The sequence below is a fragment of the Rathayibacter sp. VKM Ac-2927 genome (assembly GCF_022815525.1).
Lineage (GTDB): Bacteria > Actinomycetota > Actinomycetes > Actinomycetales > Microbacteriaceae > Rathayibacter > Rathayibacter festucae.
Window position 1 is genome coordinate 87,534 of sequence record NZ_JALGRT010000008.1, and the last position, 19,271, is coordinate 106,804.

Sequence of the window (19,271 nt, forward strand, 5' to 3'; positions counted from 1 at the left end):
GTGACCGTGACGAAGTACGACCTTGCAGCGACCGCCGAACGGGACGGCCGCTGGTGGCTGGTGACGATCCCCGAGCTCGACACCGTGGGTCAGGCCCGAACGGTGGGCGAGGTCGACGCCGTTGCTCGCGAAGTGGCCGCGCTCTTCCTGAACGTCCCTGAGGAGGACGTGAGCGTCACAGTCACTGTGCACGTGACTCCCGCCGCCGAGGCGGCGTGGCGCGAAGCCGAGGAGGCCGAGCGCGAGTCGCGAGAGGCGCAGGAGCGCTCGGCCGCCGCTCGACGCCGAGCGGTCGCGATCGCTCGAGCCGACCGGTACACGCTCGATGCCGCCGCCGCCGCCTTCGGTGTGTCCCGGACCAGGGTGCAGCAGCTCGAGCGCGGGACGACGCCCGTCGCTTCCTGAGTAGCGCTGAGAGGACGTCGCTTCACGTCGTCATGCTGGGGGTGGGAGTGCGGCCGCTGCGCGTCGTCATGCTGGTCGAGTAGCCCCGCAGGGGCGTCTCGAGAGCCGCTCACCCTCGGCGCGGCGGGGTCTGCAGGTCGTCCTGCTGGCGGTGGTGGATCTCGATACGCCCGCTTCGCGGACTACTCGATCAGCATGGATATCCGCACGGAGGCGGTGAGCGATCCGCGAGGCGGCGGGGGCCGCCGCTACAGGGCGGGCGGGTAGAGGAAGAGGGGGACCTGCGCCGTGGGGAAGGTGCGGGTGACGTAGCTGTGGCGGCCGCCGTAGTTGTACTCCTCGAGGAGGACGGTGCCGTCGTCGTTGACCTGCTGCACGTAGGAGACGTGGTTGTAGGTCCACCAGGCGACGCAGCCGACGATGGGGACGGAGCTCGTGGCCCAGCCCTTCGCGGCCCAGTTGTCCGGCCACTCCCAGGCGCTGCCGCCCATCGGCGTGATGTTGCCCCAGGTATACTTCCACGGCGCGGCGGTCGCGCCGGCGTCGCGGTTGAGGCGCCAGGCCACGAAGTCGACGCACTCGCGGTAGTAGTAGCCGAGCGGGGAGAGCCCCCCGCCGTCGTCGTCGATCGTCTCGTAGGGCCACGGGTAGTCGTCGCCGACGGCGCGGGTCTGCACGGTGCTGAAGCCGCCGCCGTTCGCGTTCTGCAGCACGGCCGCCTGGCGGCTGGCCTCGTCGAGCTGCGCCTGCGTCGGCGCGGCGAACGCGTCGCGGACGGCGGTCTGCCCGGCCGCCTCCGACGAGACGGTGAGGTTCTGCAGGCCTGCGCGGTTCGCGGCGGTGCCGGCCGCGGTGGCCGCGGTGCTTCGGGCGCCGTACGCGGGGAGCGCGGCGGTGGCGAAGAGTCCGCCGACGATCGAGAACGTGGCGAAGCCGAGGGTGCGCCGGCTGAGCCCACCGGAGCGAGCGGGCTGCGAGGCGGCGGGAGGGCGCGGGGCGACCGTGGCGCGAGGAGTCGCGACGGGCACGGAAGCGACGGGCACGGAGGCGACGGGCACGGAGGCGACGGGCGCGGAGGCGACGGGCGCAGAGGCGACGGCCGCGGCAGCGACAGGCACAGCGGCACCGGCCGCCCGTGAAGCGGCGGCCGCCTCAGCGGCGCGGGCCTCGCGGCGGGTGAGGTGCGCCGGCGCGGAGGGAGAGGTGTCGTGACACTCCTGCGGATCGGGAATGCCAGTGGTCGACACGCGTGCGCTCTCCTCGGGTGGGCGGACTGGGGTGGTGCAGGGGGGCCTGCGGGGTGGTGCGGGGCGCCGGCAGGGCCCGGCGACTCGTCACTCTAGCCCGCCACCGTGCGGTAACGGAATGATCACGACGGAACTCGTCGCGCAGCGTCTCCTCCCGCTCCGGCCCCGGTGGGAGGATGGAAGGACCAGGGAAGGAGCCGTCCATGACCGAATCCACTCCCTCAGGACCCGTGCTCGTCGGCGTCGTCGACGGGCAGCGTCCCGAGGTCGTCCGCACCGCCGCGCAGCTCGCCTCCGGGCTCGGCGCGCCGCTGCTGCTGCTCACCGTGGTCGCCGATCCGTACCTCGTCGGCGAGTACGTCGACCCGATGACCGGCGGCATCCCCGTCGGCCTCGTGCCGCGCTCCGGCGGCACCGGCGCCGGTCCGACCGAGCCGCCAGGACTCCGCGAGGAGATGGGCGCGGCCCTCGCCGGGACGGACGTCGACTGGACGCTGCGCACGGTCCAGGGCGAGCCGGCGCTGGTCCTCACCGACGTCGCCGAAGAGGTCGACGCCCGGATGATCGTGGTCGGCACCCGCGACGCCGGAGTGCTCGCGAGCATCGCCGAGTTCCTCAGCGGCAGCGTCGCGGTGCACCTCGCGCACCGCCAGCGCCGCCCCGTCCTCGTCGTGCCCCGCGCCGACGAGGGCACACGCCGTCGCGTCCCCTGGGACACGGGGGAGTGACGCCGCCCCGCACCGGGCCGCCCAGCACCGCGCCGCTCAGCACCCGGCCGCCGCACCTGCGGCCGGGCGCGATCCTCCTGGTCGCCGCGGGCGGCGCCGTCGGCACGGCCGCCCGCTACGGGACCGCGCTCGTACTGCCGCCGCTCGGCGCCGTCCCGGTGGCGACGATCGCGGTCAACCTCGTCGGCGCCTTCCTGCTCGGCCTGCTGCTCGCCGGCCTCGCCCGCCGCGGACCGGACACCGGCGGCCGGCTCACCCTCCGCCTCCTGCTCGGCACCGGAGTGCTCGGCGGCTTCACGACCTACAGCACCTTCTCCCTCGACACCGTGACGCTCCTCGAGGGCGGACGCTGGGCCGACGGCGTCCTCTACACCGGCGTGACGCTCGTGCTCGGCACCCTCGCGGCAGCGCTCGGCGTCGTCCTCGCGGGCCGGCGGCGGAGCGGGGCGATCGCGTGACCGAGCCGCTCCTCTTCCTGGGCATCGCTCTCGCCGGTGGCGTCGGCGCCGCAGCCCGCCTCGTCCTCGACGGCGTCGCGCGCTCGCTGATCCCGGTCCGCTGGCCCGTCGGCACGCTCCTGATCAACGTCTCCGGCTCGCTGCTGCTCGGCGTCGTCACCGGGCTGGCCCTGACCGGCGCTCTGGACGACGCGTGGCGCCTCGTGCTCGGCACCGGCGTCCTGGGCGGCTTCACCACCTTCAGCACGGCGAGCGTCGAGGCCGCGCGGATGCTGCTCGAGCGGCGCTGGGCCGCCGGCCTCGGCTACGGCCTCGGGATGTGGGCGGCGGCGCTCGCCGCGGCGGCCGGTGGGCTGGCGCTGACGGGGGCTCTGCTCGCGCGCTGAGACCGGATGTCTCGTCGACCGGTCCGCAGGGCGCTCCGACGGTGGGACCGTGCCCCCCATTGACGGGGGTCAAGCGGCTCTGAGCACGATCTCCGCCGATCCCGCCCCCGGCGCCGGGACAAGATATGCGGTGTGACGTTCGGGGGCGGTCTGCGGGAGCTGCGGCTCGCCGTCGTCGACGACCAGCCGCTCTACCGGCAGATGCTCGCGTCGCTGCTGCGCGCGGTACCCGGAGTCCGCAGCGTCGTCGAGGCGTCCTCGGCCGCCGAGGCGCGCGAGCGGCTGCGACCCGCCGAGCTCGACGTCGCCGTGATCGACATCGAGCTGGGCGACGGCGACGGGATCGAGCTCGGCCGCGAGCTGCGCGCCGGCGACCCCGAGCTCGCCGTCGTGCTGCTCTCGGCGGTCGACTCGATGCACCGCTTCCTCCGGCTCGGCCGCGACGAGGTGCGCGGCTGGAGCTACCTCTCGAAGAGCTCGTCGCTCTCGTCCCCCGCGCTGATGACCGCGATCCGGGCGACGCTCGACGGCCGGACCGTGCTCGACCCCGCCCTGGTCGCCGCGCGCACCGCCCGCCGGAGCTCGCCCGTCGACGCGCTCAGCCGCCGGCAGTACGAGGTGCTCGGCGCCCTCGCCTCGGGCCTCACCAACGCCGCGATCGCGGTGCGGCTCGGCATCGCGGTGCGCTCGGTCGACAATCACGTGAACGCCCTCTACGGAGCGCTCGGACTGCGCTCCGACGGCTCGCGCAACCCCCGCGTGGAGGCGACCCTGCTGTTCCTGGAGCACACCCGGTGACCCTCCCCGACGACTCCCGGCCGCGCCGCGCGGACGACGCCGAGGACAACCGGATCCTCCGCGGGACCGTCGCGATCCTCGGCGGGGTGCTGGCCGTCCTCGCGGCGCTGCAGGCGGTCTTCGCGCTGGGCATGCTGTCGCAGACCGTCCGGGGGGTCGAGAGCGGGCCTGTCGTCGACGTCGTCGTGCGCGTGGTCGTCAACATCGCGTCGATCGGCCTCGCGGTCGCGCTCGTCGCGCTGCTGCGTCCCGAGCGCCGCGCGCGCACCGGGCGGCTGCTGGTCTCGGCGGGGATCGCGGCGGTCGTCGCCGTCGTCCGCGTCGGGCTGCAGCTCATCGTCGGGGTCTACCTGCCGACCGCGCTCGACGCGCTCGTGGTCGAGCTCGTGGTGGGCGCGGTGGTCGTCGGCCTGATCGTCTCGTTCGGGTTCCTGCTCGTCGATGCGACCCGACGGGTGCGCGAGAAGGAGCGGGAGCGCGCCCGCGTGCTGCTGCAGGCCGTCGACGCGGTGCAGGCGCTCCAGCAGGAGGAGCTGCGCGTGCGCCGCGAGGTCGCGCAGGGCCTGCACGGCCGGCTGCAGAACACGCTCGTGGTGCTGGCCGCGGAGCTGCGCGGGCTGGCCGCGACTCCTCCCTCCGCCGCGACCGCCGAGCGCCTGAGCGGCATCGCGAGCCGGCTCGACGAGCTGCGGGAGCAGGAGGTCCGCGCGGTCAGCGGGGCGCTCTACCCGGTCGACATCGAGCACGGGCTGGTCGCCGCCGCCCGCGATCTGCTCTCGCGCCTGCCGCCGGAGATCGCCGTCGACCTGGACGTCCACGACGACTACCCGGGTCTCGAGGAGCGCGGTGTCCCGATCGAGCAGCGGGTGCTGCTGGTGCGGCTGATCGAGGAGGCGCTGGCCAACGCGCTCAAGCACGGCGGCGCGCGGGCCGTGCGGCTGCAGCTCGACGTGGCGCGCGGGGAGAGGGAGCACGCCGTGGTGATCGGTCTCGACGACGACGGCGGCGGGCTCGCGGCCCCGCCGGTGCTCTCCGGGATCGAGCGCCTCTCGCGCCAGTTCGCGGTCTACGGAGGCTCGATCGAGCTGGCCCCGTCGGCCGCCCTCGGCGGTGCGCGGCTCGCCGGCCGGCTGCCACTGCGGCCGTCCTGAGCCGACGAGCCGTCCTGACGCGACGAGCCGTCCCGACGCGACGAGCCGTCCTGACACGACGAGCCGTCCTGACGCGACGAGGGGGAGGCGGTTCCGTGCCTCCCCCTCGCTCCGCGCCGTCTCTCCGGCGCTCAGCCCGCCGTCAGCTCTGCGGCGGCGTGTAGAACTGGAGGTCGTTGCCCTCGGAGTCCTTGAAGGGGAGGATGCGACCCCACTCGTGGTCGCTGATCTCGCCCTCGATCGACGCGCCGCGCGCCTTCAGCCGCTCCAGCTCGTCCTCGATGCTGCCGTCGGGCTGGAACGAGATGACCGCTCCGCCGCTCTCCGCGACCGAGGCCGACTCGCGGGCGTTCAGCCCGATCATCAGTCCGCCCGCGTCGAGCTCCGACCAGTCGCTCGAGGTGCTCTTCACGTCGAGGCCGAGGGTGTCGCGGTAGAACGCGACCGCCCGCTCCATGTCCTCGACCGGCACCCATACCGTCGCCACTCCTGCTGCCGCCATGATCCGGTCTCCTTCGATCGATGTTGCCGTCCGCTCACGGTAGGGCGGGGCTCGAGGCGTGCAGGGGCGTCCTCACCGTTCGTCCAGCCGGCGGCCCGGTGACTGACGGCCGACGACGCGGAGATCCACAGCAACGCAGGCGGCCAAGGGGTTGCTTCTTGGCCGGGCGTATCGAGACCCACCTCCCTGCGAACGCCGGCCTCCTCCCCGCCCTGCGCCCGAACCTGACGCGCTCCCTCCGCTCGATACGCTGACGGGAGACCGCGGTCGATCGCGTCGGTGCCCGCCGCGCCGTTCGCCGCTCGCCGCTCGAAGGGACTCCCGTGACGACGCCCGCTCCGACTCCGCCCCGATCGACCGAGCCCGGCGCGGCCCGCACCGGACGCCTGCGCGTCGTGGCCGCCACGCCGATCAGCGACGAGCTGATCGTGCGGGTGGTGGAGCTGGAGCCGCGGATCGACTTCGTCGCCGACCAGAGTCTGCTGCCGCCGATGCGGCACCCGGGCGATCACGGCGGCGACCCGGCCTTCGAGCGCACCGCGGAGCAGCAGGCGGCGTTCGAGGAGCTGGTCGATTCCGCCGAGGTGCTCTACGGTGTGCCGGACGAGACGCCGTCGGAGCTGGCTCGCACGGTCGCCGCGAACCCGGGGCTGCGCTGGGTGCAGACGATGCCCGCGGGCGGCGGCGCGCAGGTGAAGAAGGCCGGCCTGAGCGAGGAGCAGCTCGCGCGGGTCGCGTTCTCCACCTCCGCGGGCGTGCACTCCGATCCGCTGGCCGAGTTCTCCCTGTTCGGCCTGCTGGCGGGCGCGAAGACGCTGCCCAAGCTGCAGGCGCTGCAGGGCGCCCGCGAGTGGGGCTCGCGCTGGACGATGAGCCTGCTCTCGGAGCAGACGATCCTGATCGTCGGGCTCGGCACCATCGGCCGGGCGACAGCGCAGAAGCTGTCGGTCCTCGGCGCCCGGGTGATCGGCACCAGCCGGCACGAGAGCGCCGTCGAGCACGTCGACGAGATCGTGCCGCCGTCGGCGATCGCCGACGTCGCGGGGCGGATCGACGGCGTGGTCGTCACCCTCCCCGGCACCGAGCAGACCGAGAAGCTCGTCGGCGCGGACTTCTTCGCCGCGCTGCGCCCCGGAGCGACGCTGGTCAGCGTCGGCCGCGGCACCGTGATCGACGAGGACGCGCTGCTCGCCGCGCTCGAGGACGGCCGGGTCGGCTTCGCCGCCCTCGACGTCGTGGCGGAGGAGCCGCTCGCGCAGGACAGCCCGCTCTGGAGCCACCCGAGCGTGCTGCTCAGCCCGCACACCGCCGCGCTGAACGCGGCCGAGGACCGCCTGATCGCCGAGCTCTTCGCCCGCAACGCCACCCGCTACCTCGACGGCGAGGAGCTGATCAACCGGGTCGATACCGTCGAGTTCTACTGACGGCAGGGCCCGCGCGGCCCCCCGAGACCCCTCCACAGCCGCCGATCCGGCGCGAATGCCCGCTCAGAGGCCGGATCTGCGCTCGCGCGCGCCTCCGACGGCCTACCGTTGCACTATGGCGTCCACCGATACACCCGAACCCGCCCCCCAGGCCGACGGCGCGACCGCGCCCGCCGCCGACAGCACCGCCCCGGCCGCGCCGGCAGACGAGACCGCCCCCTCGCTGGTCTTCTCGGACCTGGGTCTCAGCGACCCCGTCCTCAAGGCCCTCAAGGAGGTCGGCTACGAGACGCCCTCGGCGATCCAGGCCGCGACGATCCCCTCCCTCCTGTCCGGCCGCGACGTCCTCGGCGTCGCGCAGACCGGCACCGGCAAGACCGCGGCGTTCGCGCTGCCGATCCTCTCCCGCCTCGACGTCTCGCAGAAGACCCCGCAGGCGCTCGTCCTCGCGCCGACCCGCGAGCTCGCGCTCCAGGTCTGCGAGGCGTTCGAGCGCTACGCGTCCGGCCTGCGCGGCGTGCACGTGCTCCCCGTCTACGGCGGCCAGGGCTACGGCACCCAGCTCTCCGCACTGCGCCGCGGTGTCCACGTCGTCGTCGGCACGCCCGGCCGCATCATGGACCACCTCGAGAAGGGCACCCTCGACCTCACGCACCTGAAGTACCTGGTGCTCGACGAGGCCGACGAGATGCTCAAGATGGGCTTCGCGGAGGACGTCGAGACGATCCTCGCCGACACCCCGGTCGAGAAGCAGATCGCGCTGTTCTCGGCGACCATGCCGTCGCAGATCCGCCGCATCTCGCAGAAGTACCTGAAGGACCCGGAGGAGATCACGGTCAAGGCGAAGACCACGACCTCCGCCAACACCACCCAGCGCTACCTGATGGTGTCGTACCCGCAGAAGGTCGATGCGCTGACCCGCATCCTCGAGGTCGAGAACTTCGAGGGCATGATCGTCTTCGTCCGCACCAAGAGCGAGACCGAGACGCTCGCCGAGAAGCTGCGCGCCCGCGGCTACACGGCCGCCGCGATCAGCGGCGACGTCGCCCAGGCCCAGCGCGAGCGCACCGTCGAGCAGCTGAAGTCGGGCAAGCTCGACATCCTCGTCGCGACCGACGTCGCGGCCCGCGGTCTCGACGTCGACCGGATCAGCCACGTCGTCAACTACGACATCCCGATCGACACCGAGTCCTACGTGCACCGCATCGGCCGCACCGGCCGGGCCGGCCGCAGCGGTGCCGCGATCAGCTTCGTGACCCCGCGCGAGCGCCGCCTCCTCTCCGCCATCGAGAAGGCGACCCGCCAGCCGCTGACCGAGATGCGCCTCCCGAGTGTCGAGGACGTCAACGTGACGCGCCTCTCCCGCTTCGACGACGCCATCACCACGGCGCTGGCCGACCGCGAGCGGCTCGACCGCTTCCGCGACATCATCGGCCACTACGTCGAGCACCACGACGTGGTCGAGTCCGACGTCGCCGCCGCGCTGGCGATCGTCGCCCAGGGCGACGAGCCGCTGCTGCTCTCGCCGGACGACCCCCGCTTCCGCCGCGAGGACAGCCGCGGCGACCGCCCGGAGCGCTCTGACCGGTCCTCGTACGACAACGACCGCGAGCGTCCCGAGCGCCGCCAGCGCTCGTCGAACAGCAACCTCGCGTCCTACCGGATCGAGGTGGGCCGCCGTCAGCGCGTCGAGCCCCGCCAGATCGTCGGCGCGCTCGCGAACGAGGGCGGCCTCAACCGCGGCGACTTCGGGCACATCGACATCCGCCCGGACTTCTCGATCGTGGAGCTGCCGGCCGACCTGCCCCAGGACGTGCTGGACCGCCTCGCCGGCACCCGCATCAGCGGCCAGCTGATCGAGCTCAAGCCCGACCGCCGCCCCAGCCGCGCCGGCGCCGACCGCGGCGCTCGCCCCTCGGGCCCGTCCCGCTCCTCGGAGCGCCCGGAGCGCAAGCCCCGCTACTGAGCCCTGCCCCCTCCCCTCCGCGAGATGCCACTTGTGCACGCCTTTCACGGCGTGTCGCGTACACAAGTGGCATCTCGCGGAGGTGGTTAAGGCGTCAGAGGATGTCGGCGTCGGCCAGGGCCTCGGGGCGCAGGAGTGCGCGCGCGCCGAGGATCTCGACGCCGATGAGGTGTCCGGCGGCGTCGAAGTCGAGGATGATCTCGCCGAACCCGTGCGGGTCGGCGATGTCGTGCACCTGCTCGACGGACTCGCCGGCCTCGGGTTCGCGCCCGACGGGCAGGTAGGCGGCGTTCGCTTGCGGGTCGTATCGGATCCTCATGACACCCACCGTGCTGACTCCTCCCGCGAGATGCCACTTGGGCACGCTTTTCGCGGCGCGTCGTGTACGCAAGTGGCATCTCGCGGAGAGGGAGGGGACGCGCGGGTCAGCGGCGGAGGACTCGACGGGCCAGGACGTTGCCGAGCAGCTGGACGAGCTGGACGATCACGATGATGACGAGCACGGCCGCCCAGGTGACGACGGGCTCGAACTGGCGGTAGCCGTACTGGATCGCGAAGGTACCCAGGCCGCCGGCGCCGATGTAGCCGGCGACGGCCGACATGTCGATGATGGCGACGAAGACGAAGGTGTAGCCGAGGATCAGCGGTCCGAGCGCCTCGGGCAGCAGGACCGTGCGGACGATCCGGAAGCGGCTCGCGCCGACCGAGCGGGCGGCCTCGATCACGCCGGGCTGCACGGTCAGCAGGTTCTGTTCGACGATGCGCCCGATGCCGAAGGCCGCGGCGAGCGAGAGTGTGAAGACGATCGCGTCGGTGCCGATGCCCGTGCCGACCACCAGGCGCGCGAGCGGCTGGGCGGCGGCGATGAAGATGATGAACGGGATCGGCCGGAAGACGTTGACGATCACGTTCAGCAGGCCGAAGACGAAGCGGTTGGCGTAGAGCGCGCCGCCGCGGGTGACGGCGAGGCCGAGCCCGATCAGCAGGCCGCCGATCCCGCCGAAGAGCAGGCTGAAGGCCACGATGTAGAGGGTCTCGCCGGTCGCCTCGGCGAGCTGGGGCAGCAGGGGGATGAGCTCGTTCATCGGGGCACCTCCGTGAGGGCGACGCGGGCGCCGAGGCGGGCCAGCAGGGGGTCGATCACGGCGTCGGACGCGTCGAGCGCGACGGTGAGGTGGCCGAAGGCGCGACCGCGGACGTCGGTGATGCCGCCGTAGACGAGCTCCAGCGGGACGCCGGCCTGCGCGATCTCGGCGAAGACGTCGCCCTGCGAGGCGGAGCCGTCCGAGAAGGACAGCGTGACGAGGCGGCCGCGGTGGCGCGCGCGCAGCACCGCCGCCTCCTCCCGCGAGGGCACCGTGCGCACGACCGTGGAGACGAAGCGGCGGGTGACCGCCTCCCGCGGGGCCGAGAAGACGTCGAAGACGGGGCCGCGCTCGACGATGCGGCCCGCCTCCATCACGGCGACCTTCGTCGCGAGCTGCTGGACGACGTCCATCTCGTGCGTGATGACGACGATGGTGACGCCGAGCTCCTCGTTGATCCGGCGCAGGAGCGCGAGCACCTCGCCGGTGGTGTCCGGGTCGAGGGCGCTGGTGGCCTCGTCGGCGAGGAGGATGCGCGGCGAGGCGGCGAGGGCGCGGGCGATGCCGACGCGCTGCTTCTGGCCGCCGGAGAGCTGCTCCGGGTGGCTGCGGGCCTTGTCGGAGAGGCCGACGAAGCGGAGCATCTCGTCGACGCGGGGGCGCAGCTCGGCACGCGGCGTGCCGGCGACCTGCAGCGGATAGGCGACGTTCTGCTCGACGGTCTTGGAGCCGAAGAGGTTGAACTGCTGGAAGATCATGCCGATCCCGAGGCGCAGCCGGCGCAGCTCCCGCTCGGGCAGGCCGACGATCTCGCGGCCGTCGATCTCGATGCTGCCGCCGGTGGCGGGCTCGAGGGCGTTGATCAGGCGCGCGAGCGTGCTCTTGCCGGCGCCGGAGTAGCCGATCACGCCGTAGACGTCGCCGGCCTCGATGTCGAGGCTGACGCCGTCCACGGCGGTCAGGGCGGACGCGCCGCGCGCGAGCGGCGGGTAGACCTTGCTCACGTCGGCGAGGCGGATGAGCGGCACGGCGCTTCCTTCACTGCTGGGGTCGGGCACTGCTGGGGTCGGGCACTGCCGGGTCGGGCGCTGCTGCGCCGCGGGGTCGCGGCGGGGGAGGGGCGGATCAGCCCTGGGCGGCGGCGTCGGCCTCGACGGTGGCGAGGGTCGACTGCAGCTCGGCGGCGGGGGTCGTCGCGAAGACGGCCGTGCCGCCCGACTGCTCGGAGACGCCGTCGAGCACGTCCTGCGAGGTCTGGTAGACGTCGACGAGCTTCAGGTAGGTCTCGTTCTCGGCGTCGTCCGCGCGGGCGGCGAACACGTTGACGTAGGGCACCGCGGTCGGGTCGGTCGGGTCGTCCTGCGCGAGGGCGTCGGTGGCCTCGAGGCCCGCGCCCGCGAGGTAGTCGTTGTTGACGACCGCGGCGGCGACGTCGGGGAGCGAGGTCGGCACGAGCGCCGCGTCGAGCGCGGTGACGGTGACCTTCGAGGCGCCGGTGTCGATGACGTCGAGGCCGGAGAAGGCGGTGCCGCCGTCCGTCAGCTCGATCAGGCCGGCCGACTGGAGGACGAGGAGCGCGCGGGCCTGGTTGGTCACGTCGTTCGGGACGGCGACGCTCTCGCCCTCGGGGATGTCCTCGACGCTGTCGTACTGGGTCGAGTAGAGGCCGAGCGGGTAGATCGCGGTCGCGCCGATCGGCACGAGGTCGGCGTCGGCCGAGGTGTTGTACTGCGCCAGGTAGACGAGGTGCTGGAACTGGTTGAGGTCGATCTCGCCCTCGGTCAGCGCGGGGTTGAGCTGGTTGTAGTCGGTGAAGTCGACGATCTCGACGTCGATGCCCGCGTCCTCGGCGGCCTGCTCGTAGGTCGCCCAGTAGGGGTCGCCCGCGCCGACCACGCCGATGCGGACGGTGTCGTCGCTCGCGCCGGCGGCGGACGAGCAGCCGGCGAGGAGGAGGGCGGAGGCGGCGATCGCGGTGGTCGCGAGGAGAGTGCGGCGCAGGGACATGCGGTGGATCCTTCCGTGGAGAGGATCCGGGCGGCGTCCACGGGCGGTGCTGGTCACCGCCGGCGCTGCGACCGGCCTCCGGTCGCTCGACGCCGCGACTGCGCGGATCCCGGAGACCACCGTACGCAGGGCGCCACCGGGCGCGCGAAACACGCCCGTAACACGGCGACTTCCGCGGGGGAGGGAGAGCGGGGGAGGAGGGTCAGCCGGCGAGGGCCTGGTCGCCCGACTCCGCCGCGAGGGCCTCGTGCTTGGCCAGGCGGGCGGCGATCGCGTCGCGCTCGGCCCGGAGGGAGGCGATGGTCGGCTGGTCCAGGCGCGGGTCGGCGAGGTCTGCGAACGGGCTCGAGGTGCCGGTGCGGGCCGAGACGAGCGCCGAGTAGGCCTTCGTCGCGGCGCGGAGCTCGGACGCGGCGCGCGCGACCTTGCTCGGCTTCGACGACTTGTCGCCGACGAGGCCGGCGTGCTTGTCGAGGGCTGCTACCAGGGCGCGATGCGCCGCGTCAATCTTCTTGCTCATCCAGGAAGTATGGCGCAGGATCGCCTCACGAGGCGAAGCCCCCGAAGCGCCCCCGCCGACCCCCTCCGCGAGATGCCACTTGTGCGCGGATTCTGCGGCGTGTCGTGCTCACAAGTGGCATCTCGCGGAGGGCGACCGGGGACCCGGCGCGCGTGTCACGGGGTCGGGGTCAGGGTCCAGGCGCCGTCGGTGCGGAGGGCGACGACGCCGGGCAGGGTGGCGTCGACGACGCGGGCGAAGGCCGTGGTGTCGCCGAAGGTCTGCCGGGTGCCGGCGGTGCCGAGGACGCGGCCGGAGAGCGAGTCCTCGCTGCTCGCCGGGCCGTAGGCGACGTCGAGGCTGTCGACGTCGTCCGAGAACGCGAGCACCGCGGATCCGCTGCCCGACTGCTCGCCGGAGACCTCGGGCAGGTCGTTCCAGCTCTGCAGAGTGAGCGTCCAGTGGCCGGCGGTCCGCACGAGGAGCGACTGGTCGACGGGGTCGGTCGCGACGGTCTCGAGGAGCCACGACGACTGCGTCCCCGCCGCGGCCTCGCCCACCGGAGTGCTGCGGCCGGGCGCGGACACGGTGACGGTCCCGGAGCAGGCCGAGCAGTCGAGCGCGACGACCACCGCGAAGTCGCCCTGCCGCTGATAGGAGACGTCGACGGTCCCCGCGGCGGAGACCCTCGCCGAGGTGCCGTCCGCCACGCCACCGGCACCGACCGCCGCCGGCCCGGACTCCGCCTCCACGCAGCCGCCCAGCAGCAGCGCGACGACCGCGACGGCCGCCGCAGAACTCCCTCGTCGGCGCATCGCCCCAGCCTGGCACTCCGTGCCCGACGGAGACGCTGCACCCTCTCGGAACCGTTCGACACTCGGCTCGCAGTCCAGCGAGGGAAGGATGAGGAGGATCACTCGATTTCCCAGCAGGCTGCTGGGAGATCTCCTCTGCCAAGATCAGCGCGGTGCCTTCCGGCGTCAGACCGGGCCGGTGCCGCGCTGCACGGGGGTGGACTCGGAGCGGTTCGCGGCGCTCGTCGAGACGGCGGCGAGGACGCGCTGGACCTCGAGGGCGTCGGCGAAGGTCGGGGTGGCAGGGGTGCCGGCGGCGATCGCCTCGACGAGGTCGACGACCTGGTGGCTGAAGAGGTGCTCGTAGCCGATGCCGTGGCCGGCGGGCCACCAGGCCGACATGTACGGGTGCGAGGGCTCGGTGACCTGGATGGTGCGGAAGCCCTGCGCGTCCTCGGGGTCGCGGGCGTCGTAGTACTCGAGCTCGTTCATCCGCTCGAAGTCGAAGGCGATGCTGCCGGTCTCGCCGTTGATCTCGATGCGGTTGGCGTTCTTCCGGCCGGTGGCGACGCGAGTCGCCTCGAAGACGCCGAGGGCGCCGCCCTCGAAGGAGGCGGTGAAGGCGGCGGCGTCGTCGACCGTGACCGGGCCGCGCTCGGCGCCCTCCTCCGCGCGGCCGCCGAGGCCCGCCTGCGTCGCGAGCACGGGGCGCTCGGTGGTGAAGGTGCGCAGGACCGCCGAGACGGAGGCGATCGGGGTGCCGGTCAGCCACTGCGCGCTGTCGATGATGTGCGCGCCGATGTCGCCGAGTGCCCCCGAGCCGGCCTTCGCGGCGTCGAGGCGCCAGGTCAGCGGGGCCTCGGAGTCGCTCAGCCAGTCCTGCAGGTACTGGGCGCGGACGTGGCGGATCGCACCGAGCCGGCCCTCGTCGACGAAGCGCTTGGCCAGCGCCAGCGCGGGGGTGCGGCGGTAGCTGAAGCCGCACATCGCGACGCGGCCCGAGGCGGCGGCCGCGGTGACCATCCGCTCGGCCTCCTCGACGGAGTTGGCCAGCGGCTTCTCGCAGAGGACGTGCTTGCCGGCCTCGAGGGCGGCGATCGCGATCTCGGCGTGAGTGTCGCCGGGGGTGCAGATGTCGACGAGGTCGATGTCGTCGCGCGCGATCACCGCGCGCCAGTCGGTCGACGACTCGCTCCAGCCCAGGGTCTCGGCGCGCTCGGCGGTCCGCTGCGGGTCGGTGCCCACCAGGACGGCCAGCTCGGGGCGCAGCGGCAGCGGGAAGAAGCGGGGGGCGGTGCGCCAGGCGTGCGAGTGGGTGCGGCCCATGAAGGCGGTCCCCACCATCGCGACGCGCAGTGCTCGGTCGTTCGACATCGTCGTCCTTTCGTCGGCGGGTCGACCCTCCCATGCCCGCGCTCGGCTCCGCCAGCTCTTTCTGCTGAGCGGGAGGGCGGCGACGGAGGGCCCGGGAGGCCGCAGGTCACGATCCGGTTGCGGCCCGGACGGGATTCATAGGGTCGGAGAGCGCTCTACGACGGGACGTGGTGTCTCGACACGCCGCGCATTGCGCCGTCAGATGTCGCCTAAACCCGCGGATCCCAGGGCTGGCGCCGGTGACGGAAGCGTTTCGACGCGCTGGGCGACCGCCCGGATCTCCTTCGAAACGACTCAGAACTTTTGGTTGACCCGCGACTTAAGTCGTTGTAGCTTCGTCCGCATGGTCAACGCAGACCCCGGCGACACCGCCGCCCAGCCTCTTTCCCGCACTCAGGACACCGCGTCAGAACTGCTTCTGCAGATGCGCGGGATCGTCAAAGTCTTCCCCGGAGCACGAGCCCTCGACGGCGTCGACCTCGACGTCCGCCCGGGCGAGGTGCACTGCCTCCTCGGCCAGAACGGCGCCGGCAAGTCCACGCTGATCAAGACGCTCGCCGGGGCCCACCAGCCCACCGAGGGCGAGATCCTCGTGGACGGGAAGGTCGTCACGATCCCCTCGCCGACGGCCGCGCTCGCCCTCGGCATCGCCACGATGTACCAGGAGCTGGACGTCGTCGACGGCCTCTCCGTCGCCGAGAACATCCACCTCGGCCACGAGCTCTCCCGCGGCGGCTTCACCGCCCGCTCCAAGGCCGCGAGGATCACCCGCGAGCTGATGCAGCGCCTCGGCCACCCCGAGATCGCCCCGCACCGCGAGGTCGGCAGCCTCTCCGCCGCCGGCAAGCAGATCGTGCAGATGGCGCGGGCCCTCTCGCACGACGCGCGGGTCATCATCATGGACGAGCCCTCCGCGGTGCTCGACTCGGAGGAGGTGGAGAACCTCTTCCACGTGGTCCGCCAGCTCACCGCCGACGGCGTCGCCATCGTCTACATCTCGCACCGCCTCGAGGAGATCCGCGCCATCGGCGATCGGATCACCGTCATCAAGGACGGCGCGACGGTCGCGAAGAACCTCGCCGTCGCCGACACCCCGACCTCGAAGCTGATCACGCTGATGACCGGCCGCGCCGTGGAGTACGTCTTCCCGGACCGCACCGAGCTCCCCGCCGAGGCCGAGACGCTGCTGAAGGTGGAGAACCTGGGGCTGCGCGGCTCGTTCGCCGACGTCTCGCTCGAGATCCGCGCCGGCGAGGTCGTCGGCCTCGCGGGGCTGGTCGGCTCCGGCCGCTCCGAGATCCTGGAGACCATCTACGGGGCCCGCCGCGCCAGCACCGGCACCGTCAGCGTCGCCGGCAAGCGGCTGCGGGCAGGCTCGGTCACCTCCGCGGTCGACGCCGGCATCGGCCTCTGCCCGGAGGAGCGCAAGAGCCAGGGCCTGCTCCTGGACGAGCCGGTCTACCGCAACATCACCCTCTCGACCTTCGACCGCTTCGCCAAGCGCGGCTTCCTCGACGAGCGCTCCGAGCGCGCGGCGGCGGCCGAGCAGGCGGTGGCGCTCGACCTCCGCCCGCACGGCGTCGACCGCGACGCCCGCACGCTCTCCGGCGGCAACCAGCAGAAGGCGCTCCTCGCCCGCTGGCTGGTGCGCGGCTGCCGCGTGCTGCTGCTCGACGAGCCGACCCGCGGGGTCGACGTCGGAGCGCGGGCCGAGATCTACACCCTGATCCGGGACCTCGCGACCAACGGCGCCGCCGTGCTCGTGGTCTCCAGCGAGATCGGCGAGGTCCTCGGGCTCTCGGACCGAGTGCTCGTGATCTCCGACGGCGCCGTGGTCCACGAGGGCCCCGCCGATTCGATCGACGAGCACCGCGTGCTCGATCTCGTCATGGAAGGAAGTGCAGCGTGAGCGGACAGCTCGACACCGCGTCACCGTCGATCGGCGGTCCGCAGGAGGACGCCGGACGTCACGCCTCGGCCGCGACCGGAGGGCCGAGCGGCGGGACCCCGTCGAAGGACGCCCGCTCCGGGCTCGCGGGGATGATGGGCGGCTCGCTCGGCCGCAACATCGGCCTGGTGCTCGCGCTGGTCATCCTCTGCATCGTCGGGTTCGCCACCGCGGGGGAGCGCTTCGCCAGCGTCGACAACGTGCTGACGATCCTCCGCCTGGCCGCCGTGATCGGCGTGCTCAGCATCGGCATGACCTTCGTCATCACCTCGGGCGGCATCGACCTCTCGGTCGGCTCGGTGATGGGGCTCGCGACGGTCTGGGCGAGCACGGTCTCGACGCAGTACTACGCGGCGAACACCTCCTGGCTGGTCATCGTGCTGACCGCGGTGCTCGTGGGCCTGGTCTGCGGGCTGATCAACGGGGCGCTGATCGCCTACGGCCGCGTGGTCGCCTTCATGGCGACACTGGCGATGCTCGTCGCGGCCCGCGGCTTCGCAGAGCTGATCTCGAACCGGCAGACGCAGATCGTCACCGTCGACCCGTTCCTCGACTTCTTCCGCGCCGACGTGCTCGGCATCCCGGTCCTCGTGCTGATCTTCGCGCTCGTCGCGGTGGCCGGCTGGATCCTGCTCAACCGCACCACCTTCGGCCGCCGCACCGTCGCGGTCGGCGGCAACCCGGAGGCGGCCCGCCTCGCCGGCATCAAGGTCCGCCGGCACACCATGTACGTCTACGGCCTCGCCGGCCTGACCGCGGGCATCGCCGCGGTGATGATGCTCGCCCGCACCACCGCAGGCTCCTCGACCAACGGCACGCTCTACGAGCTCGACGCCATCGCGGCGGTCGTGGTCGGCGGCACGCTGCTCGCCGGCGGCCGCGGCACGATCGTCGGCACCGTGTTCGGCGTCCTGATCTTCACGACCCTCACCAACGTCTTCACGCAGAACAACATGTCGACCTCGGCCCAGGCCGTGGCGAAGGGCGCGATCATCGTCGCCGCCGTCCTGCTGCAGCAGCGCTTCGCCGCCCGCGGCAAGTCCTGACCCGAGGGGCCGCCGGCCCCACCTCTTCCCGGGGCGCTCGCCCCGCTTCCCAGCACCAGCAGCATCCACCTCGACCACTCCGGTCACCCTCCGCAGGCACCGCTGTGCCCTGCGGGCCCTCATGGATCCATCGAAGGAGATCACTTCCATGTCCGTTCGCAACCCCTCCGGCTCCCGCCTGGACCGCACCACCCGACTGGGCCGCACCGCCCGCCTGGGCACCGCCGGCTTCGCCTTCGGCGCCGTCGCGCTGATGCTCACCGGCTGCATCTCCAACGCCCCCGTCGAGACCGGGAACGCCTCCGGTGGCGGCACCGCCGCCGCGGTCGCCGCCTCGGACAACGACGCCTCGGGCGACAACGTCGTGATCGGCTTCACCGCTCCCGCCGCCGACCACGGCTGGATGGGCGCCGTCAGCCGCGCGGCCATCGCCGAGGCCGAGAAGTACGACGACGTGGAGCTGCGCACCGCGGAGGGCACCAACGACGTGAACCTGCAGATCAGCCAGGTCGAGACCTTCATCAACGACGGCGTCGACGCGATCGTGCTGCTGCCGATCGACGGCGCCGCGCTGACCGAGGTCGCGACCGAGGCGATGGAGGCGGGCATCACCGTCATCAACGTCGACCGCGAGTTCTCCAGCCCGTTCGCCGCCCGCTCGACGGTGCTCGGCGACAACTACGGCATGGGCGTCAGCGCCGGCACCTACCTCTGCGAGCAGCTCGGCGACAACCCGGACGCGGTCGTGGCCGAGATCGCCGGCATCGACTCGCTGCCGCTGACCCAGGACCGCAGCCAGGGCTTCGCCGACGCGCTCTCGGGCTGCGGACTCGACGTGGACAACCGCGTCGCCGCCGACTTCACCGTCCAGGGCGGCGAGCAGGCCGCGGCCAACCTCCTCCAGGCGGCGCCGCAGATCGACGCGATCTGGAACCACGACGACGACCAGGGCGTCGGCGTCCTCGCCGCGATCGACACCGCGGGCCGCGACGAGTTCATCCTCGTCGGCGGCGCCGGCTCGGCGAACGTGATGCGCTCGATCGAGGCCGACGACTCCGTGGTCAAGGCCACGGTCGTCTACCCCTCGACCCAGGCCGCGGACGGCATCAAGCTCGCCCGCCTGATCGAGCAGAACAAGTCGATGAGCGACACCACCTCGCTCGGCGTCCCGCGCCAGATCCAGCTCTTCGCGCCGGTCGTCACCAAGGACAACGTCGCCGAGTACCTGCCCTCGGCCTTCGAGTCCTGATCCGCTGATCCGCTCGGATCACTGATCCGCTCGGATCACTGATCCGACCGGCCCACTGACCCGCCGGCGCGGGGGAGACCCCGCGCCGGCCCGGACCAGCCGGAACCGCTCCCTTATTAAGAGGAGCGACCGGCGCCGCGACAGCATCCCGCGAGAGGAGGCGACGACGAAGACATCGGCCCGCGGGCCGACCAGAGGAGACCG

Annotated in this window: 20 protein-coding genes; 11 read left to right on the plus strand and 9 right to left on the minus strand. The window is 72.9% G+C overall.

Annotated features, from left to right (window positions below; all coding sequences use genetic code 11):
* Positions 1-6 precede the first annotated feature (6 nt).
* Positions 7-405: an antitoxin HicB gene (locus MT353_RS19575; protein WP_243599758.1), complete on the plus strand. Its 399-nt coding sequence runs from the start codon at positions 7-9 to the stop codon at positions 403-405.
* Between the two features lie 248 nt (positions 406-653).
* Here the strand turns inward: MT353_RS19575 and MT353_RS22070 are convergent, their stop codons facing one another.
* A complete protein-coding gene (locus tag MT353_RS22070) occupies positions 654-1,652 on the minus strand; it encodes a CHAP domain-containing protein (RefSeq protein WP_308197542.1) in 999 nt (332 codons plus the stop codon).
* Between the two features lie 203 nt (positions 1,653-1,855).
* Between MT353_RS22070 and MT353_RS19590 the strand changes: the two genes are divergently transcribed.
* From MT353_RS19590 to MT353_RS19610, 5 genes are all read left to right on the plus strand, one after another.
* On the plus strand, positions 1,856-2,380 hold the full coding sequence (locus MT353_RS19590) for a universal stress protein (RefSeq protein ID WP_243625664.1): 525 nt from the start codon (positions 1,856-1,858) through the stop codon (positions 2,378-2,380).
* The gene (gene crcB, locus MT353_RS19595; RefSeq protein ID WP_243625665.1) at positions 2,377-2,838 is read left to right on the plus strand and encodes a fluoride efflux transporter CrcB; all 462 of its coding nucleotides are present in this window, start codon (positions 2,377-2,379) and stop codon (positions 2,836-2,838) included. Before MT353_RS19590 ends, crcB begins: the two co-directional genes overlap by 4 nt.
* A complete protein-coding gene (locus tag MT353_RS19600; RefSeq protein WP_243599762.1) occupies positions 2,835-3,224 on the plus strand; it encodes a CrcB family protein in 390 nt (129 codons plus the stop codon). Before crcB ends, MT353_RS19600 begins: the two co-directional genes overlap by 4 nt.
* A gap of 132 nt (positions 3,225-3,356) precedes the next feature.
* Positions 3,357-4,022: a response regulator transcription factor gene (locus MT353_RS19605; RefSeq protein ID WP_243599763.1), complete on the plus strand. Its 666-nt coding sequence runs from the start codon at positions 3,357-3,359 to the stop codon at positions 4,020-4,022.
* Positions 4,019-5,173 carry a sensor histidine kinase gene (locus tag MT353_RS19610; protein WP_243625666.1) on the plus strand — a complete coding sequence of 385 codons (1,155 nt, stop codon included), beginning with the start codon at positions 4,019-4,021 and terminating at the stop codon, positions 5,171-5,173. Before MT353_RS19605 ends, MT353_RS19610 begins: the two co-directional genes overlap by 4 nt.
* A 142-nt stretch (positions 5,174-5,315) precedes the next feature.
* Here the strand turns inward: MT353_RS19610 and MT353_RS19615 are convergent, their stop codons facing one another.
* The gene (locus MT353_RS19615; protein WP_123444608.1) at positions 5,316-5,675 is read right to left on the minus strand and encodes a VOC family protein; all 360 of its coding nucleotides are present in this window, start codon (positions 5,673-5,675) and stop codon (positions 5,316-5,318) included.
* A 323-nt stretch (positions 5,676-5,998) separates the two neighbouring features.
* Between MT353_RS19615 and MT353_RS19620 the strand changes: the two genes are divergently transcribed.
* Together MT353_RS19620 and MT353_RS19625 are read left to right on the plus strand one after the other, a co-directional pair.
* On the plus strand, positions 5,999-7,099 hold the full coding sequence (locus MT353_RS19620) for a D-2-hydroxyacid dehydrogenase (protein WP_243625667.1): 1,101 nt from the start codon (positions 5,999-6,001) through the stop codon (positions 7,097-7,099).
* Positions 7,100-7,214: 115 nt separating this feature from the next.
* Positions 7,215-9,065, plus strand: a complete 1,851-nt coding sequence (locus MT353_RS19625; RefSeq protein WP_123705713.1) for a DEAD/DEAH box helicase — start codon at positions 7,215-7,217, stop codon at positions 9,063-9,065.
* Between the two features lie 94 nt (positions 9,066-9,159).
* On the opposite strand, the gene MT353_RS19630 is transcribed toward MT353_RS19625, so the two are convergent.
* The 7 genes from MT353_RS19630 to MT353_RS19660 form a co-directional block, all read right to left on the minus strand.
* Complete coding sequence (locus tag MT353_RS19630) at positions 9,160-9,384, minus strand: DUF2283 domain-containing protein (RefSeq protein WP_243599766.1); 225 nt, start codon at positions 9,382-9,384, stop codon at positions 9,160-9,162.
* Positions 9,385-9,490: 106 nt separating this feature from the next.
* Entirely contained in the window at positions 9,491-10,150 is a 660-nt protein-coding gene (locus tag MT353_RS19635; protein ID WP_243599767.1) for a methionine ABC transporter permease, read from the minus strand.
* Positions 10,147-11,178 carry a methionine ABC transporter ATP-binding protein gene (locus tag MT353_RS19640; protein ID WP_243625668.1) on the minus strand — a complete coding sequence of 344 codons (1,032 nt, stop codon included), beginning with the start codon at positions 11,176-11,178 and terminating at the stop codon, positions 10,147-10,149. The genes MT353_RS19635 and MT353_RS19640 overlap by 4 nt, the downstream gene beginning before the upstream one ends.
* Before the next feature lie 97 nt (positions 11,179-11,275).
* Positions 11,276-12,157 carry a MetQ/NlpA family ABC transporter substrate-binding protein gene (locus tag MT353_RS19645; RefSeq protein WP_243625669.1) on the minus strand — a complete coding sequence of 294 codons (882 nt, stop codon included), beginning with the start codon at positions 12,155-12,157 and terminating at the stop codon, positions 11,276-11,278.
* Positions 12,158-12,359: 202 nt separating this feature from the next.
* Positions 12,360-12,677 (minus strand): hypothetical protein, encoded by a 318-nt coding sequence (locus tag MT353_RS19650; protein WP_123444613.1) that lies wholly within the window; start codon positions 12,675-12,677, stop codon positions 12,360-12,362.
* Positions 12,678-12,832: 155 nt separating this feature from the next.
* Positions 12,833-13,471 (minus strand): hypothetical protein, encoded by a 639-nt coding sequence (locus MT353_RS19655; protein WP_243625670.1) that lies wholly within the window; start codon positions 13,469-13,471, stop codon positions 12,833-12,835.
* A gap of 165 nt (positions 13,472-13,636) precedes the next feature.
* Positions 13,637-14,824 (minus strand): Gfo/Idh/MocA family protein, encoded by a 1,188-nt coding sequence (locus MT353_RS19660; protein ID WP_243625671.1) that lies wholly within the window; start codon positions 14,822-14,824, stop codon positions 13,637-13,639.
* Positions 14,825-15,248: 424 nt separating this feature from the next.
* Between MT353_RS19660 and MT353_RS19665 the strand changes: the two genes are divergently transcribed.
* From MT353_RS19665 to MT353_RS19675, 3 genes are all read left to right on the plus strand, one after another.
* Positions 15,249-16,733: a sugar ABC transporter ATP-binding protein gene (locus tag MT353_RS19665; protein ID WP_243625763.1), complete on the plus strand. Its 1,485-nt coding sequence runs from the start codon at positions 15,249-15,251 to the stop codon at positions 16,731-16,733.
* 131 nt (positions 16,734-16,864) lie between these two features.
* Positions 16,865-17,818, plus strand: coding sequence for an ABC transporter permease (locus tag MT353_RS19670; protein WP_123445318.1), 954 nt, complete (start codon positions 16,865-16,867; stop codon positions 17,816-17,818).
* A 148-nt stretch (positions 17,819-17,966) separates the two neighbouring features.
* Positions 17,967-19,067: a substrate-binding domain-containing protein gene (locus MT353_RS19675; protein ID WP_374204726.1), complete on the plus strand. Its 1,101-nt coding sequence runs from the start codon at positions 17,967-17,969 to the stop codon at positions 19,065-19,067.
* Positions 19,068-19,271: the final 204 nt, after the last annotated feature.